The sequence below is a fragment of the Microcoleus sp. K1-B1 genome, assembly GCF_036704705.1.
GTDB lineage: Bacteria > Cyanobacteriota > Cyanobacteriia > Cyanobacteriales > Microcoleaceae > Microcoleus.
Map to the genome: position 1 here is coordinate 68,223 of NZ_JAUBSH010000003.1, position 17,298 is coordinate 85,520.

12 protein-coding genes, 1 tRNA gene and 1 pseudogene are annotated in these 17,298 nt (G+C 45.7%); 6 read left to right on the forward strand and 8 right to left on the reverse strand.

Annotation, left to right across the window (positions count from 1 at the left end):
• Positions 1-196 precede the first annotated feature (196 nt).
• Both QUA83_RS01690 and QUA83_RS01695 read right to left on the reverse strand, forming a co-directional pair.
• Positions 197-1,564 (reverse strand): hypothetical protein, encoded by a 1,368-nt coding sequence (locus QUA83_RS01690; RefSeq protein WP_333291034.1) that lies wholly within the window; start codon positions 1,562-1,564, stop codon positions 197-199.
• A gap of 137 nt (positions 1,565-1,701) precedes the next feature.
• Positions 1,702-3,852 (reverse strand): type IV pilin-like G/H family protein, encoded by a 2,151-nt coding sequence (locus tag QUA83_RS01695; protein WP_333291035.1) that lies wholly within the window; start codon positions 3,850-3,852, stop codon positions 1,702-1,704.
• 299 nt (positions 3,853-4,151) lie between these two features.
• Between QUA83_RS01695 and QUA83_RS01700 the strand changes: the two genes are divergently transcribed.
• From QUA83_RS01700 to QUA83_RS01710, 3 genes are all read left to right on the forward strand, one after another.
• Positions 4,152-4,340: a hypothetical protein gene (locus QUA83_RS01700; RefSeq protein ID WP_333291036.1), complete on the forward strand. Its 189-nt coding sequence runs from the start codon at positions 4,152-4,154 to the stop codon at positions 4,338-4,340.
• Positions 4,337-5,122 carry an exodeoxyribonuclease III gene (xth, locus tag QUA83_RS01705; RefSeq protein ID WP_333291037.1) on the forward strand — a complete coding sequence of 262 codons (786 nt, stop codon included), beginning with the start codon at positions 4,337-4,339 and terminating at the stop codon, positions 5,120-5,122. The genes QUA83_RS01700 and xth overlap by 4 nt, the downstream gene beginning before the upstream one ends.
• 146 nt (positions 5,123-5,268) lie before the next feature.
• A complete protein-coding gene (locus QUA83_RS01710; protein ID WP_333291038.1) occupies positions 5,269-6,144 on the forward strand; it encodes an SDR family oxidoreductase in 876 nt (291 codons plus the stop codon).
• Between the two features lie 165 nt (positions 6,145-6,309).
• Here the strand turns inward: QUA83_RS01710 and QUA83_RS01715 are convergent, their stop codons facing one another.
• Both QUA83_RS01715 and QUA83_RS01720 read right to left on the reverse strand, forming a co-directional pair.
• Positions 6,310-7,431, reverse strand: coding sequence for an EAL domain-containing protein (locus QUA83_RS01715; RefSeq protein WP_333291039.1), 1,122 nt, complete (start codon positions 7,429-7,431; stop codon positions 6,310-6,312).
• Between the two features lie 474 nt (positions 7,432-7,905).
• Positions 7,906-7,979: transfer RNA gene (locus QUA83_RS01720), tRNA-Pro, on the reverse strand.
• Between the two features lie 91 nt (positions 7,980-8,070).
• On the opposite strand from QUA83_RS01720, the pseudogene lipA reads away from it, so the two are divergent.
• From lipA to QUA83_RS01735, 3 genes and pseudogenes are all read left to right on the forward strand, one after another.
• Positions 8,071-8,946, forward strand: a pseudogene (gene lipA, locus QUA83_RS01725) (lipoyl synthase); the annotation flags it as partial.
• Between the two features lie 848 nt (positions 8,947-9,794).
• Positions 9,795-11,060 (forward strand): RNA polymerase sigma factor SigC, encoded by a 1,266-nt coding sequence (gene sigC, locus QUA83_RS01730; RefSeq protein ID WP_333291040.1) that lies wholly within the window; start codon positions 9,795-9,797, stop codon positions 11,058-11,060.
• Between the two features lie 394 nt (positions 11,061-11,454).
• On the forward strand, positions 11,455-11,982 hold the full coding sequence (locus QUA83_RS01735; RefSeq protein ID WP_333229416.1) for a transcriptional repressor: 528 nt from the start codon (positions 11,455-11,457) through the stop codon (positions 11,980-11,982).
• Between the two features lie 177 nt (positions 11,983-12,159).
• Here the strand turns inward: QUA83_RS01735 and QUA83_RS01740 are convergent, their stop codons facing one another.
• From QUA83_RS01740 to QUA83_RS01755, 4 genes are all read right to left on the reverse strand, one after another.
• Positions 12,160-13,737, reverse strand: coding sequence for a peptidoglycan-binding protein (locus tag QUA83_RS01740; RefSeq protein WP_333291041.1), 1,578 nt, complete (start codon positions 13,735-13,737; stop codon positions 12,160-12,162).
• 529 nt (positions 13,738-14,266) lie between these two features.
• Positions 14,267-14,443 (reverse strand): hypothetical protein, encoded by a 177-nt coding sequence (locus QUA83_RS01745; RefSeq protein ID WP_006632312.1) that lies wholly within the window; start codon positions 14,441-14,443, stop codon positions 14,267-14,269.
• A gap of 708 nt (positions 14,444-15,151) precedes the next feature.
• Complete coding sequence (locus QUA83_RS01750) at positions 15,152-15,613, reverse strand: SH3 domain-containing protein (protein ID WP_333291042.1); 462 nt, start codon at positions 15,611-15,613, stop codon at positions 15,152-15,154.
• 175 nt (positions 15,614-15,788) lie between these two features.
• Positions 15,789-17,297, reverse strand: coding sequence for an AAA family ATPase (locus tag QUA83_RS01755; RefSeq protein WP_333291043.1), 1,509 nt, complete (start codon positions 17,295-17,297; stop codon positions 15,789-15,791).
• Between the last annotated feature and the right edge of the window lies 1 nt (position 17,298).

The following is a 17,298-nucleotide window of genomic DNA, read 5'->3' on the forward strand; positions in this document are numbered from 1 at the left end:
AGCAGTTACGATGAGTATGAACCCGTAGAAGGGCGGCTGAGTGTGTCGGAGTTAGTTTGAATAATTCATGTAGGGGCGATTCCCTACGGGATAGCTGCGCTTCACGCACTTTGTGACAAGTTGGGACGTAAGGGCGATCGCCTTTCCATAAAGACAGCAGTATCAATTGAAAAGCCAAGGTAGCTGGATATTTCACCTACTCAAACAGAACGCATTTATAGCCAGTCTGTAACTTGACTTCATCTTTGAAACGCCATACATCAGTATTGAGACGCGCTAAATCACCTTCCGTCATTCCTTTGACATAAACACAGTTTTTATCAGCCCAAAGCTCATATCCTGTCTGACTTTTACCAAGAAAGGTTCTAGGGGTTGTTGAGTTGGAAGTTGAGGAAGATGCAGGAGTAGATGATGAAGATGCAGGACTTGATGAAGTAGTAGAAGTTGGTTTGTACATAACCGAAATGAATATTAATACAATAACAACTGCTGCACAAAAAGCACCAGTCATCTGATTAACTGCTTTCGTGTTATCAATGAACTGCCCTTCTTTGAAAGCTAAATATTTGTTCCAAGCTTGCTGTTTAGGATTCTTGGAATTGATTTGAGAAATTCTAGCCGAAACAATTTTATCGGGTTGAATATTATTTAGGATTCTTGAAACCCTATTCAAGCAGGCTTGGGAATCTAAAGTTTTGTCAGACTTCAGCTTTAACCAGAGCATTACGCCATACTGTATTTCAGCATCTACATGAACTTCATAAGCAGCAAGGGATTTTTGAATTAAGATAGCAATCGCATTTAAGTCTCCGTTCTTTGCTATTTCTTGAAGACCATCTGATTCTATCGAATCTCCAAGAGTGTGATTGTGATTGTTTAACTTAACATTATTATTTTGTTTTACTGTCTGCGTTTGTGCTACTATCTCAAACTCTCGATTCCAAGCCGGGAAATCCTCACCCACCTGCTGCCCGTAAACCTTCACAGAAGCGATCGCCCCCGCCTTCAAATTCGTCAACTCCCTGCGGACAATCCTGATAGAAACCTCCTCATCAGGAACCCGATCGCCCTCCAGCATCACCTGTAAACAACCATCTTGCAAACTCGCAGTCGCACTAATCCCCTTATTCTGTAACGGAAGATTTAACAGACTGGCGATCGCCTCCACATCCCCCAGCTTAGCCCGTTCCTTCAAACTAAGCTGATTTGACTCCGTATTATCACTAGAACTTGCCCGCCCCTCTGTGACATTTGCAACAGGCAAATTTGGCCCCGCCACTTCAAACTCTTGACTCCACGCCGGCACCTTTGCGCCCGTCTGTCGCCCGTAAACCTTGACTTTCTCAATCGATGCAGCCCCCAAACCAGCGATTGACTTACTCACCCACGGGGCCAAGACTTGCTGACTAGGCGCTTCTGCAGCTTCCAGCATCACCTGTAAACAACCATCCTTAAGGGAAGCTGCAGCGGTGATGCCCTTGGCTTGTAGCTGGCGGTTCAGCAGAAGCGCGATCGCCTTTGCATCTCCCTGTTTCGCGAGTTCTAAAATATTCTGTTGTGTCATATTTGAGTTTGGGTTAGACATTTTCACTTATTCCATATATCAGTTGTTAAAACAATGCTGTCAAGTTCTTGAATCATTTTCTTTTTTAATCTGGTGGAACTATTGCTTTTTCATAATTGGGCAGTTTCCATTACTGGCTATGGTTTTAATCCATTTTGTGACTTAGAAATTAATCGATCATTCTCAAAAACTATTATCATACTGCCATTCTTTCCATCTCCCCAACGATACGTTACAGATGACCCAGAACTGGCAAATTCCTCTCCTTTCCAACCTATAATATTAGATACTTGAACATAGCTCATTCCTTCAGACAAACACTGTTCATAAATAGCACGAATTAAAGCAGAATATGGTAAATTACAAATGTTTGTTCCTTTCGGAGGGTAGCCTTTTTTAACCGCAATGGGATTTGGTGTAACTCCAGCCATAGAACTTTGAGGAATTTCAGTTAGATTCCCATTGTGTGTTTTACCATAAACGATGATTTCTGAAACTATTAATTCGTCCTCTAATTGTTGATTAATAGTTCCTAGTATTGGTATTTCCTTTGGTGTAAAAACATTGGTACTTGAACTAGCAGTGGATAATTCAGATTGAGCTTTTAAATTGCTGCTTTTTCGTTCGGAATCTAAAGACACAGAGCCAGCAGGACATTGAATGTCGTTGCCAATTAATTGAGGTATATTAGGAGGTGTTTGAGATGATCTATCTGTTTCACAAACATCAGCTTTTGTAGTATCACTACCATCAATATCCTTAATTAAAAAAACTGCTCCTGTATAACTTTTTAAATTTTTAGTTTTTGCTGTTGCTGATGCTGTAACTTTCGTGTTATCTACGTTAACAATAGTATATTTATAATTTGTTGTTTCTGTTTTTATCCCTAATCCTATTTCTTCTATCGTATCTGAAAATTTACCTTTTTCTGCGTAATAAGCTTGTTGACCTTTATTAATAGAACTAATATATTGTTTAGCTTCGGATTGTTTAGCTTTAAATGCTTGGCTTTCAAATTGAGTGTTAGCAAACAGTGACATCCCAAAAACTGAAAGCAGCAACACATAAAAAGTAACCGCAATGGCACCACCTACAATACACAAAACCTTAGCTGTATTAGAATTAGATTTAGCTCCTTCGTAATCCCCTTGCTCATATTTACTTCCAACCTGAGCAGCAAAGATTATTGCTGCTATTCCTAAAGGAGGGAAAGCCAGGATGGTTACTAGGATAGATGCACCCAAGTAGCTGCGAGGACAAGACTGTTTATTCTGATGAGATTGAGTGCCACTAACTGTGAATTTTGTTGATGTGTTGCCATTCTCAGCTTTGGGTTGAGTGTTAAAAGTGGTATTAGATGACACTAAATTATTGAACTGGTCAGCCAAAATAGAGACTATTTTTATAACTTGTTTATCAAAATTTTTCCAAATGTAGATTGCATGAATAATCAGCCCAACCCAAAACATCCATAAGTAACCAATAAAAGCACCTAATAACCATGCCACGCCAAGACCTGTCATCCCATTTTTGAGTTGCTTAAGCCCAGGAACAAGCATTTCAACTAATTCTTCAGTTTCAACTTTCTTGGATGGCTTAGGCGTTGAAGTATCAGCTTTAGACGTTGGGTGACTTACTTGTACCACTATCTCAAACTCTCGATTCCAAGCCGGAAAATCCTCACCCGCCTGCTGCCCGTAAACCTTCACAGAAGCGATCGCCCCCGCCTTCAAATTCGTCAACTCCCTGCGGACAATCCTGATAGAAACCTCCTCATCAGGAACCCGATCGCCCTCCAGCATCACCTGTAAACAACCATCTTGCAAACTCGCAGTCGCACTAATCCCCTTATTCTGTAACGGAAGATTTAACAGACTGGCGATCGCCTCCACATCCCCAAGCTTAGCCCGTTCCTTCAAACTAAGCTGATTCGACTCCGTATTCTCACTAGAACTTGCCCGCCCCTCTGTGACATTTGCAACAGGCAATTTTTGCCCCGCCACTTCAAACTCTTGACTCCACGCCGGCACCTTCGCCCCCGTCTGTCGCCCGTAAACCTTGACTTTCTCAATGGATGCAGCCCCCAAACCAGCGATCGACTTACTCACCCACGGGGCCAAGACTTGCTGACTAGGCGCTTCTGCCGATTCCAGCATCACCTGTAAACAACCATCCTTAAGGGAAGCTGCGGCGGTGATGCCCTTGGCTTGTAGCTGGCGGTTCAGCAGAAGCGCGATCGCCTTTGCATCTCCCTGTTTCGCGAGTTCCAAAATATTCGGTTGTGTCATAACAGGTCGATACAACTAGCGCTTAGAATAACTTTTTGTTGTCTTAAGTATAAATTATTTCCTAAATACCAAAGCTTGTCAAGCCATATAAAGTCCTATTTAGTAGTTTTTTGCATCCCAGCTCAACCATAAAAAGTCACATTTAGCTGGTTGCTATCAAAAAAGTCATAGATTCAAGACTTATTCGGCGGTAGCGTTTCCGAATTCGTCTCCTATGATACCCTATTTTTAGGTGACTTAGAATCACTCCTGCACCCGCAGTGCGATCGCCTAACCGCATCCGAACAACAAGTTATCTCTTGGCAAGCACGATCGAACCAGCAGACATCTCAAAAATACCAGAAAACCTGCAACTATCACGGGCAGAACTATTAAATGTCATGCAATCTTTAGGACGACGGTCATTAGTTGAAACAGTACAACAAAACGGGCGATCGCACTTTACGATCGCGCCAGTAATCAGAGAGTATATAACCAACAAAAAATGAAAATCGCCACCTGGAACGTCAACTCAATCCGCACCCGCATAGAACACGTTACTAGCTGGTTGCAAACAAACTCCCCAGACGTTCTCTGCCTCCAAGAAACCAAAGTTACAGACAAAGACTTCCCCCTAGAACCCTTCACCAACCTCGGCTACAACTGCTACATTTCCGGTCAAAAATCCTACAACGGCGTCGCCATTTTTAGCCGATCGCCCCTAACGCAAATCAGCAGCGGATTTGCCCCCCTTCTCGGCGACGAAACCACAGGTATTTTTGACGAACAAAAACGCCTAATAGCCGGGGTTATAGACGATATTTGCATTATTTGCGTATACGTTCCCAACGGTTCCGAAGTTGGCAGCGAGAAATATGAGTACAAGCTAAAGTGGCTCAAACTGCTGCAAGAATACCTCAAGATAGCACTAGATAAATCCCCCAACTTGTGCATTTGCGGCGACTTCAACATCGTCCCGGACGATCGAGATATCCACAATCCCAAAGCCAATGCTAACTCCGTCGGCTTGTCTGTCGCCGAGCGCCTCGCACTAACAGAAATCATTGAATTAGGATTAAACGACCCCTTTCGCAAATTCACATCAGAAGGAGGTCATTATAGCTGGTGGGACTACCGCGCCGCCGCATTTCCCCGCAACAACGGCTGGAGAATCGACCACCATTATCTCAGCCCTCCCCTGTACGAACAAGCAAAAAACTGTATCATAGACATTGCTCCCAGAAAATTAATCAAACCCAGCGACCACGCCCCCGTAATTGTCGAAATTTGATTTATGAGTTATAAATAAAACTAAGGCCAAAAAACTCGGTTTCTACCATAAATCTTAGATTTAGCAACGAGAAATTTAAGAAACCGGGTTTCTCGATCCTATGCGTAAGTCCCGATCCAGTTAATAACAACCAGCAACTAAAAATCATGTTCTTAGTAACCGGAGCAACAGGCGCACTAGGTCGCCGAATTGTACGAGAAATCAGACAGCAACAAAAGCCTGTCCGCGCATTCGTTCGCCTCGCATCTCGCTACTCTGAACTAGAAAACCGAGGCGCTGAGATTTTTATCGGCGACTTAAAACAAGACAAAGATATTAAAAAAGCCTGCCAAGGAGTGCAATACATCATCAGCACCCACGGCACCGGCGGCGACGTTCAAGCAGTACACTACCGCGCTAACATAGAATTGATCGACTGCGCCAAAGAAGCGGGAGTGCAGCACTTTGTCTTTATTTCCGTACTGGGAGTCGATCGAGGATACGAAGATTCTGCAGTATTCAAAGCCAAGCGAGAAGTAGAAAAATACCTGCAAAACAGCGGCTTGAATTATACAATATTGCGGCCTGCCGGTTTTGCTTCCAGCTTGTTACCCCTAGCAGAAAGATTTCGAGAAACCGGACTTTACCTGCTTATTGGCGATGGCAAAAACCGCACTTCTGTTGTCAGTACCGACGACTTAGCAAAGATTGCAGTAGATTCGGCAACAGTTGAGGGCGCGCGCAACCAAATTCTGCGAGTCGGTGGCCCGGATGTGCTGACAAGGGATGACATTCCCCGCATTTTTGCACGCTTATTCAAGCGCGAACCGATGGTAATCAATCCGCCACTGATGGTGTTTGACGGTTTGAGAAATGCCTTGGGTTTATTGAATCCTCAAGCTCAAAAAGACTTAGGAACTTTGCGCGTATTGCTGGGTAACGAGTATTTCTGCACTCCCGAAGAAGTGCAAAACTTGGAATCTATCTACGGCATGAGAATGGAATCCTTAGAAATGTTTCTGCGACGCAATTTGAGCGTTTAAAATGCTAGTTATTCTCGTTACCAGGCTCTGCCTGGTAATGAAAGTTCGGAGGCTCTGCCTCCAAATTGTTGTCTCATTTTAATGGAGGCAGAGCCTCCCGATATGGGTCCCCAGGCAGAACCTGGGGACGAGCAAAGGTAGCCCCAAATCGCAACTGGAAACCATTTAAGCAGAAATAGGTACTGGTTCAGCACCAATATAGCTCGTAACTGCGATCGGCGGAGAAGTCGGCTTAGCAATCAAATAACCTTGAACAAAAGTTGCTCCCCGTTCTCGCACCCACTCAAACTCCTCCAAAGTTTCCACACCTTCAGCAACAGTTTTAATTTCTAATTGAGTGGCAATTTCTAACATCTTTTCCGTAATTAGTGCCTTATAATAATCTTGATGGACATTGCGAATCAATTGCATATCCAACTTAATAAAATCTGGACGCAGTTGGTGCATCAAATTTAAATTAGAAGAACCGCTGCCAAAATCGTCAAGGGCAATTAAAAATCCCGCCTCTCGGTAAAACCTCAGAATATTAATCAAGTGATTAATATCAGGAGGGTGCTGAGATTCCGCTACTTCAAAAACAATATTGCTGTGAGGAATTCCCGCTTCATCAATAGCCTGTACTGTTCTTCGCAGGCAGGTAGCGGGATCGTAAACTGAAGTGGGAGAAAAATTAATAAACAGTAGTTCTTTGATATCGTAAAGATGGGCTTCGCGGATAGCGCGAGTCCGGGCTAAAACATCTAGTTGAAAAATTAGACCTGCTGATTCTGCTTGGCCAAAAATCCGACCCGGATAAATTAAGTTTCCTTGCTCGTCAATTCCTCGCAGCAGCGCTTCGTGGGCAAAAATTTTAGAAGTATCTGAGGTGTAAACAATGGGCTGAAAATGTGTAGTAATGCGTTCTTCGGACAATAAATCTAACAGCCAATCAGACTTGCTAAAATTAATAAAACTGTCTAAGGAAGTGCTGCGAGAAAAATCGCTAAATTTAGGCTCTTCAACTTCGCGCATCCACAAAACTTTTGTCTCTTTCAACTCTTGAGTTGTCAGCACCGATGATGCTAGGGCGCTAAAATTTTCTCTCGCTATTCCCTCAAGGATAACGTACAAACACTTGCTCTCTTCTAACAGCCGGAATTCAAGATCAGCCTGGGTTAGTGCAGAAATAACCTTTTTGAGCGTGTGCGATACTGGAAACCACAGGTATAGACCTCCGCTGCCCTCTATTTTTGCAGGTACTGTTTCACAGCGAGAGCAGGAGCCGAAGGCTTTGCCACTTATTTGCATTGAAATATCTTCCGGTTTTTGGGTTAGTTTTAGACAAGCTAACAATTAAATTCATTATAACCTCATTCCGAGCTTAATTCATCTATCTCAAGATGTAAATCTTGATGAACTTGTATTTAAGAATTATTGCAGTATTTATACTTGCCTTCGGTTTCAAACCTTGTTCAAAGTTCTCAGCATTGAGTAAGTACCTGCGATCAAACACAGTCCCAAATCATCACAGAGGGAGAAGGCAAAGACTTGTTCTGTACTTTACTACTGCTCTGATTGTTTACGTTTTTTCTATAATTCCCTCTGCCAAAACAGTCGCTACAGTTGATTTTTTACCATAGGCAAATTAACACGCCCGCGAAGCCCAGCTATTCCGTAGGGAATCGCCCGATCGACTAATTTATGCGTACCACAAATCTACACACCCGGACGATCGCCCAAAACAAACTCACTTCCTGGGGAATATCCAATTTAATTTTATAATCGGGATGACAGGATTTGAACCTGCGACCCCCTCGTCCCGAACGAGGTGCGCTACCAAGCTGCGCTACATCCCGAAATTAGTCACTATATTTTAAGCTTATCACATTCAAGTTAAAATTTAGCAACCTCGTATATAATAATTTGTAAAACACTACTCAGGCGGAGACAGACGTGACAGTTAAGCCCCAGTGGTTGCGAGTTAAAGCCCCCCAGTGGGAGCGCGTCGGCAACGTCAAAGAAATTTTGCGGGATTTATCCCTGAATACGGTTTGCGAGGAGGCGTCGTGTCCGAACATCGGCGAATGCTTCAACGCTGGTACTGCGACATTTTTGATTATGGGCCCGGCTTGTACCCGCGCCTGTCCTTACTGCGACATTGATTTTGAGAAAAAGCCCCAACCTTTAGATCCCACGGAACCCGAAAGATTGGCGCAAGCAGTACAGCGGCTCAAACTCAACCACGTCGTGATTACCTCTGTCAACCGGGACGATTTGCCGGATGGGGGCGCGTCTCAGTTTGTCGAGTGCATTCAAGCAGTGCGATCGGCGATGCCCGATACAACTATAGAAGTTTTGATTCCCGACTTGTGCGGCAACTGGCAAGCTTTAGAAATAATTCTCGCAGCCGGGCCAGAGGTACTCAACCACAATACCGAAACCGTAAAGCGACTTTACCGCAAGGTGCGGCCGCAAGGAAAATACGATCGCACCTTGGAACTATTGCAGCGAAGTCGCCAACTCGCACCTGGGGTTTACACCAAATCCGGCATCATGGTGGGACTCGGAGAAACAGACGCCGAAATTCGGGAGGCGATGCAAGACTTGCGGGCTGTCGGCTGCGATATTTTAACAGTGGGACAGTATCTGCAACCGACTCAAAAGCACTTGAACGTAGAAAACTTTGTGCCTCCAGAACAGTTTGATGCTTGGAGAAAGTTTGGGGAATCTTTAGGATTCTTGCAAGTTGTCGCTTCTCCCTTAACTCGCAGTTCCTATCACGCTGAACAGGTGAGGGAACTGATGAAACTTTACCCACGCTAGGAATTTTAAGTTGAGTTGACTCGCGCCCGATCGCAGCCTTCTGAGTAAGATAGGATTGAGGCACTCGCCCACAAAGAAACCGGGTTTTTTAACAGAGATTTAGGGCTTTCATCAAGTTTTTTGGTTAAAAAACCCGGTTTCGACGCACCCATGCGTCAAGAACTTTAAGACCCGATCGAGTCAACAGCAACGAAAAACCTGCGCTTTCTGTGCAGACATGGTGCAAAAGACCCCGTTTCTGATGCTAGTGTTCTGGACGTGATGTTAACCTGGAAGCAGCAGCAAATAGCCAAACAATTATCGGTGGATCGCCCCCTCAAACTCATGACTTACGCAAAAGACATCGAGAAACCCGGTTTTTGCGTCAGCAGCTAATTCGGTACTGCGGACTTTACAAACTCTGAAGCTGATATTCTGTAAGGATTAAACTTCCGTCCAACTGCGGGGTATTTAATTGAGAGCGCAGAGTTATATAAAGTTTTATTAAAAAAATGGCTAATTTTCGGAAGTGATCGGGAACCAGCTTATTGGTGATGAAGATTAACTTAACTTCTGACTAACGTCACTTGTTTCTAGCGAGTCACTATCTATACTAGCTACATAAACAAAGAAGTACAACACACTTTTCGGGGCTTCAACCTGTTACATCAGAAAGTTCTTAGCGTTTTCCAGAATCTTGGTAAAACAAGTGGGGCAGCAAAAGTTCGATCGAACAACAGCAGAAAAGTCAGGAAAGTTAGTAAAGAAACACAAAGCGGTGATGCTTCGTCTTAACCAAATGGGCATCTTAATTATAAATAACCGCTAAGCGTAGCATCTTTTCACCCGGAGCAACTGAGAAAATCACTATGCCAGCCACCTCTTTTTACGCTGAAGCTGAATTCGACGAACAACTGCGAGTCAATCCCTTGCAAGGTGATGTGTTGGATGAAGATGCTGAAGAAGCTGGAGACGAACTGCTCGACCAATACCCAGCAGAGACAGAAGATGCAGACCCAGCAGCCAAATTGCAAAAAAATGCCAACCGTCGCACTACAGATTTAGTGCGCCTGTACCTCCAAGAAATAGGTCGGGTTCGTCTCTTGGGTAGAGACGAAGAAGTCTCGGAGGCTCAAAAAGTTCAGCGCTATATCAAATTGCTGGAATTACGCAACACCGTCGCCTCCCAGGAAGAAGGGCTAATTGGGCGCTTCGTGCATTTAATTGAAGTGCGCGATCGGTTAGCAGCACAGTTGGGACACAAACCTTCCTTGGAACGCTGGGCATTAACCGCCGGCGTCGGTGACGTGCCAGAACTCAAGCGAATTATGGCCGAAGGCAAGCGCCAGTGGGCCGAGTTAGCCGAGATGACGGTGGAGACGATCGAAAGAATTCAAGCTGAAGGCGTCGAAGCTAAAGACCACATGATTAAGGCGAACCTGCGCCTGGTGGTTTCGGTGGCGAAAAAATATCAAAATCGCGGTTTAGAATTGCTCGACTTAATACAAGAAGGTACTCTGGGACTGGAGCGAGCTGTAGAAAAGTTTGATCCGACGCGGGGCTATCGGTTTAGCACCTATGCCTACTGGTGGATTCGGCAGGGAATTACGCGGGCTATCGCTACTCAAAGCCGCACCATTCGCCTCCCCGTCCACATTACCGAAAAACTTAACAAAATCAAGAAAGCCCAGCGCAAAATTTCTCAAGAAAAAGGTCGGACAGCTACGATCGAAGACATCGCTGTCGAGTTGGACATGACGGCGCCCCAAGTCCGAGAAGTTTTACTGCGGGTTCCCCGTTCTGTTTCTCTTGAAACTAAAGTGGGCAACGAAAAAGATACAGAGTTGGGCGACTTGCTAGAAACCGACAGCATCTCCCCAGAAGAAATGCTGATGCGAGAAGCTCTGCACCGCGACTTGCAGCAACTGCTGGCAGATTTGACCAGCCGCGAGCGAGATGTAATTCTGATGCGCTTTGGTTTGGGTGACGGACACCCCTATTCGCTGGCAGAAATCGGTCGTGCCCTCGACTTGTCCCGCGAGCGGGTCCGCCAAATTGAAGCCAAAGCTTTGCAAAAACTCCGCCAACCTAAGCGTCGCAACCGCGTCCGTGACTATCTGGAGTCTCTGACTTAAATTGGCCAGGTCAGTCAGCGCGATTAATCAGGGAGCAAGGCATTCCGCACTTGTGCAGAAGGCATGAGGCATTGGGCAGAAGTAACAATATTTACTTCTCAACCACTTCTCTGTCCTCTGCAGCAAGTCAATCGATTTTAGATTTTAGATTTTAGATTTTAGATTTTAGATTTTAGATTTTAGATTTTAGATTTTAGATTTGAAGCATTCACCCCACGGATAAATTCGGGGGCTTGTATCCTGGATGCTTTCATTCATAAAGCTGGTTAAAAGTCAAACAATATCAAAAACCAAATTTTTTCCTCAATCTTTTTTCAATAAGCTGCGATATTTGCAAAATATCTCGATCGTTGTGTATTATTGTCAATAGGCAGACTTTCTTGAGAGGGTCACTATGGCACTTTATACCGCGTCCTCATTCAAATCCGAACTCAATGACAAAGGCTGGCGGATGACTCCCCAACGGGAAACCATCTTGCACGTGTTTCAGAACCTCCCCAAAGGCAATCACCTGAGTGCGGAGGATTTGTACACTTTGTTAAAAAATCGCGGAGAAAACATTAGCTTGTCCACCATTTACCGAACTTTAAAGTTAATGGCAAGGATGAGCCTCCTCCGCGAACTCGAACTAGCAGAAGGTCACAAACACTATGAAATAAACCAGCCTTACCCGCATCACCACCACCACCTAGTCTGCGTTCAGTGCAACAGAACGATCGAATTTAACAACGATTCGATTTTGAAAATTGGCATGAAGCAAGCTGAAAAGTCTGGGTTGCACCTGCTAGACTGCCAGCTAACCATTCATACGGTGTGCCACGAAGCTTTGCGGATGGGATGGCCGTCTTTGGTTTCCAGCAATTGGTCTTGTCCGAGGTCGATCGCCCAGAACGGCAACAGCGCCCCGGATTCAATCGAGTGACATTACACTATTTTCGCATTTCAAGTACGAATTGTTACAAGTTTTAACAATAATCGGTAGCCCAAGTGCGATTACTGTTACGCGGAAACCGGGTTTCTTAAGAAAAATACATCATTTCAGGAATGAGTCGGAAAGCAGAAACCCGATTTCTTTGATGTAGCGTCCACAAGCCTGGGGCTAAAAAGTTTGGCTCAACAAATCGTCGCTGCTGACCCCGTAACTGCGCTGAGCTCGATCGAGGGCGTCTCTCGTTGGGGTATCAAAAACTCCGCTGATCGAGCCTGTGTAAAAGCCGAGGTCTTGCAGCCGCCTTTGTAATTGCTGAATGCTTGATCGAGAGTTGAAACTGCTGCTAATTGGAACAGCACGAACAGCTACCCGGCCAGCTAATCCGTTTTGGAGCGCAGCCAAAGTCGCCGGAGTGGCAATACCCGTCGCCGGTGACAAATTGCGTTCCTGCTGAAACGAAAGCACCGCAAACTCGGTTTCGCCTCCAAATACTCCGTTCACCGGGCCGGGGTTTTTGCCCAGACTTCTGAGGGAAGACTGAAGTTGTCGGACAGCAGGCCCAGTATCGCCCCGTCGCAAACCAGCGGCAATTTGCGGCACAGGCGCTGCAGCCTGCCTGTTGCCTTGCCGCAAAGCCGATCGAGTGCTGCGATCGACCCTTCCAGTCCCGAACAGCCCGCTATCTCTCTGAAAGCGGATCAAAGCTGCCTGCGTTGGTCGATCGAACCAACCGTGAATCTGGCTCCTGTAATAACCCAATTGTTGCAGCCTCCGCTGCACAAATTCTACTTCTCGGCCTCTGTCGCCCAACTCCAGAAAATCTCCGGCATTACTCTGTTGGTCATCTTCCTCAGTCCATGAGGTAATTTCAGCTTGCCTCATCTGGGCATCGATAGCAGTCAAAGTAGCAGTATCAGCGCAGCCGTCAGAAACGAGATTGTAATCTTGCTGAAAACGAGTCACAGCGTAGAGAGTGCGTTCGCGAAACTTGCCGTCAACGCCACCTTCAAAATAGCCCAAAGCTTTTAATTGCCGCTGGATCAAGTCTACCGTCGCCCCTCTGTCCCCGAACCGCAGCCCCTTGCAACCGCCATTTCCCGAAATATCCCCTGGAAGCGTAATGGGGGGAATCGGCCGGGTGGAACCAAACAGCAAAGCTAAAGTTTGCCTATCGGCAACTCCAGTCACCCGCAGTCGATTAATTCGCTGGAAGTATCTAACCGCATTTTGAGTAACTTCGCGAAAACTCCCTGTGGGATGTGCGCTGAAGTAGCCTAGCTGCTTCAACCTGCGCTGGAGTGCCGAAACATCTCCACCCGCGTCTCCAAAACGCAGATCCCGATAATTTGTATAAATAGTATTAAAAGGTCGATCGTCATCCCCGGCAAAACTGTTGAGTGCTATCACAGTAGCTCGATCGGGCCTACCAGTCAGTGACAGTTGATAATCTCGCTGAAAGTTAGTCAGCGCTTGTTTTGTTACCGGGCCGAGTTGACCTGTCGAAGATCTGGGAAAATAACCAAGTTCCCGCAACCTGTCTTGAATTGCTCGCACATTGGGATATCCCGGATCTATTTGAGCAAAAGCCGCACCGGCTGCACTCAAAACCGACAGCATCAAAGCCAGAGACAGCAAACGGACGTAAGTCTGACTCGATAGGTTTTTCCACTTGGGCTGATCCAAAATTTTCGACTCTGCGGGTGCTTCGCAAACAAGAGCAAGTTCGAGGTAAGCAAGAGATTCCATAATTTTTTAGTGTGAAATTGTGGGTGGGTTGTGTGAGCAAACTGCCAAAAATGATTTTTGGCACGCTTGGCTTGGATTCTATCAACGCTAAGTTCTACCTGGAAAGCGCGAAGCACCCGTTTTTCTAAAAAATTTACCGTCAACAATAATTACAGGTAATAACCAAGATAGCATCGCTGTTTCTAGAGGCGCGAGACTCAGCAAAAAAGTTTGCAAGCACATCTTAGCCTTTAATGCCGAAACAGAATAAGTTATGGAGTAGTGCTGGCTAATATTTTATCTGGCTGCCGCAGAAATTACCACAAGACTTGCGCGCAGGTTCTCATCACTTTAATTGGTTGTCGGGTAAAGAGCCTGAAATCGTAGGTTTTTTGTTAAGAAACGCGGCTTCTTCATGTGGCGAGTGCGTCTAGGAAAGTACCGCTGATTAACCAAAAAACTAGCCACTAAAAATCCCCACTTTTGCTAGTTGCAAATAGGGCGGGGATTTTTTGATAAGTTGACTTTCTCTTAAAAAATAGACGATCGCTTAAATTAAGCCGAACCGATCGCAAATTACAGCTACTCCCGCTGCAAAAACAGTAATGGCGATGGCTACCAGCGGGTTTTGCCCTCTGCTCACCGCAAAAGAGGTAACGACCCCAGCTCCCAAAGCCGCAGTAACAGCAGCAGTCGCCAAATCTCGATCGGGACGTTTGTCGTACATATTTTTTATTGTTGGTAGCTGTTAAGCTGAAAACTTACATCTTGTAATCCAAGCTACCACTCTTGCCTCTGGGGCGGTGACAACTGCCTGGGTTTTGCAACTAACCTTAAAATTTTGCTAATTTTCTTAACATAATCTCCTGCATAACATAAGTTAGGATTATGTATTTTCGAGTTGTTCTGTTGAATTTTAGCTCTTGAAACCTTTTGTATGCTGGGATTTTATGTCAAATTCACGATTTTGCAGGGGCGATCGCACCCCATTGGTGACAAGTTAAGACTTAATTGCATTTGTCAATCAGTAATATTACTCAAAAAAACTGCTTTTTTAGGAGTGGAAAATTCACGATTTGAGAGGGAGTAGGTATAAATATCACCCTCGGCATGATTCCTCATGATTCCTCGATCGCCCAAATCTCAGTTTTATGCCCAAAATCCCAGTAAATGTTGAGCATAATTGCTGATTGACAAATGCTTTCTTAGCTTAACTTGTTACCAATGATCGCACCCGCAATCTCAGCGCATCAAACTGCAATCTCAAATATCGTAAATAAATTTAACTTGACTTTTTGGGATAAATGTGTATAGCGCTCTTGCTAACAATAGACACGAAAAAAATCCGGGGTTGGTGAACAATTTTCACACTGCGATTGCTTCGCTGCCCTGACAATGAGATGAGTATATTTGTTGTCAAATTACTATCTAAGTTTTATTCGCCCTCAATTCTTTCAGTATTGCCACCTTTGACCCAACCTTCGCGATTGCCATCCTCAATCCGAATTCGCTGCCACTCTTTGTCGGGCGACTCTTCCAAAACTACGACTCTTTCCTTGTAACCAACACCGCCAATGCGGTTCGAGTCTCGGCTACCAGTATCGCGGAGAATTAAGCCGATCGGCTGAGTCACCATCGCGCGGTAAGCTCCCGGTTCCAGCGGTTTGGGAGACGGGGCATCGCTAGATGTAGAAACAGGGCTAGCCTGGGCTGTTGACTTCGGCGCCGCGCCCGCAACCTGAGCTGGTGTTTTGTCGTTGGAAAAAACAGGTTTTTCGGGGATAGTAGTTAGCTTAGCGGCAAAGTAAAGTGCAGCAGCCACGCTAGCACCTGCCATCAGGACGATCGCGAGCAGAAAACCCACTAAAAATTTGAAAACGCTATATACAGTGTTCATAAAACCGCAAATGAGGGAAGAAGGAAGAGGGAAGAAGGAAGAAGGAAGAAGGAAGAGGGAAGAGGGGAGAGGGAAGAAAGTTGACTGTTGAGTGTTGACTGCTGAATGTTGAGTAAAATCTGGTAACTGCCAACTGACAACTGGCTACTCACTACTGACTACTGACTTCAAAAGCTTACCCCTGAATCCGGCGGCTCAAACTGCCGTATCTAGAAGCAAGGCGAGCTTTCCCAGCAGCGGCCCAATCTTGGAGAAACTGAATTTGTTCTTGAGCCGTTCTGGCTAAAGGCACCATCTGACTAGCTGATTCTAAAATATCATCAGTGGTAAAGTCTCGATTTTGGCTAAACCCAATGTGCATTGCTTCAATCAAAGTTTGCTCGATTTCGGCCCCTGAAAAATCGGGAGTTTCGTAAGCCAAGCGCTCTACATCGTAATTTTTGATGCTGTGTGATCGCAACCGCAACAAATGTACCTCAAAAATCGCCCGCCGTTCCTCCTGGCTGGGCAAACCCACAAAAAATATTTCGTCAAACCTGCCTTTTCTGAGCATTTCTGGCGGCAAAGACTGGATGTTGTTGGCCGTTGCGACTACAAACACCGGCGAAGTTTTTTCTGCCAACCAAGTAATAAATGTCCCGAACACCCGGCTGGTTGTCCCGGAATCCCCTTTACCGTCTAATCCCGCAAAAGCTTTGTCAATCTCGTCAATCCACAGTACGCAGGGGGCCAAAGCTTCCGCTAGCTGAATCATTTGTCTGGTGCGGGATTCCGATTCTCCGACTAATCCGGCAAACAAGCGCCCGACATCCAAGCGCAGTAAAGGCAAATGCCAGTGGTGGGCGATCGCCTTTGCTGTTAAGGATTTTCCGGTTCCTTGAATTCCGACTAACAACAAACCTCTGGGATGTGGCAAACCGTATTGGCGGGCTCGTTCGGAAAAAGCACCGCCGCGCCGCAGCAGCCATTCTTTGAGATTGTCCAAACCGCCGATATCGGAAATATTTTCGCGGGCTGGGTAAAAATCCAAAATTTGAGTTTGGCGAATTGTTTGGCGCTTTTCTTCTAAAATCAGTTCCGCGTCGTCGGAATGGAGTTCGCCTCTGGTGGCGATCGCCTTGGCCAAAACTCGGCGGATGCGTTCGAGCGACAGCCCTTGACAGGAGCGTACTGTTTCGTCCAGCAAACGCCCTTCAATGGCTTGTCCGGTAGCCCCTAACAGTCTTTCTACCTCAATTTTGATTTCCGCCGCCGCAGGCAGGGGAAACTCCAAAACAGTCATCACTTCGCTGAGGTCTTCCGGGATCGAAATTAGAGGAGATACGATGACAATATTTTTGGGTACAGATTTGAGGAGTCTCGCCAAATTCCGCAGCTTGCGGGAAATCGAGACATCTTCCAAAAACCGCTGAAAGTCGCGCAGAATAAAAATTGCCGGGGCGGAGGCGGGCAATTTTTCGAGAAATTCCAAAGCTTGCAGCGGGTTGCGCTTGCCAAAACCTGTATCGTTGGGATTGCCTTGGTAGCCATCAACAAAATCCCAGATGTATACGGCGCGAGAACCCTGTTTTTTGGCGCATTGGGCGATCGCCGCTTCTACGCGCTCTTCTTCCCGTGTGGGAATGTAAATTAGGGGGTAGCGCGATCGCAGCAGCAGTTCAAACTCGTCGCTAAAAATAGTCATT

Bases quoted from the DNA above. Each gene is read 5' to 3' on its own strand.
- QUA83_RS01690 (WP_333291034.1), bottom strand. From the start codon at position 1,564: ATGACACAACAGAATATTTTAGAACTCGCGAAACAGGGAGATGCAAAG.
- QUA83_RS01695 (WP_333291035.1), bottom strand. From the start codon at position 3,852: ATGACACAACCGAATATTTTGGAACTCGCGAAACAGGGAGATGCAAAG.
- xth (WP_333291037.1), top strand. From the start codon at position 4,337: ATGAAAATCGCCACCTGGAACGTCAACTCAATCCGCACCCGCATAGAA.
- QUA83_RS01710 (WP_333291038.1), top strand. From the start codon at position 5,269: ATGTTCTTAGTAACCGGAGCAACAGGCGCACTAGGTCGCCGAATTGTA.
- QUA83_RS01715 (WP_333291039.1), bottom strand. From the start codon at position 7,431: ATGCAAATAAGTGGCAAAGCCTTCGGCTCCTGCTCTCGCTGTGAAACA.
- sigC (WP_333291040.1), top strand. From the start codon at position 9,795: ATGCCAGCCACCTCTTTTTACGCTGAAGCTGAATTCGACGAACAACTG.
- QUA83_RS01735 (WP_333229416.1), top strand. From the start codon at position 11,455: ATGGCACTTTATACCGCGTCCTCATTCAAATCCGAACTCAATGACAAA.
- QUA83_RS01740 (WP_333291041.1), bottom strand. From the start codon at position 13,737: ATGGAATCTCTTGCTTACCTCGAACTTGCTCTTGTTTGCGAAGCACCC.
- QUA83_RS01745 (WP_006632312.1), bottom strand. From the start codon at position 14,443: ATGTACGACAAACGTCCCGATCGAGATTTGGCGACTGCTGCTGTTACT.
- QUA83_RS01750 (WP_333291042.1), bottom strand. From the start codon at position 15,613: ATGAACACTGTATATAGCGTTTTCAAATTTTTAGTGGGTTTTCTGCTC.
- QUA83_RS01755 (WP_333291043.1), bottom strand. From the start codon at position 17,297: ATGACTATTTTTAGCGACGAGTTTGAACTGCTGCTGCGATCGCGCTAC.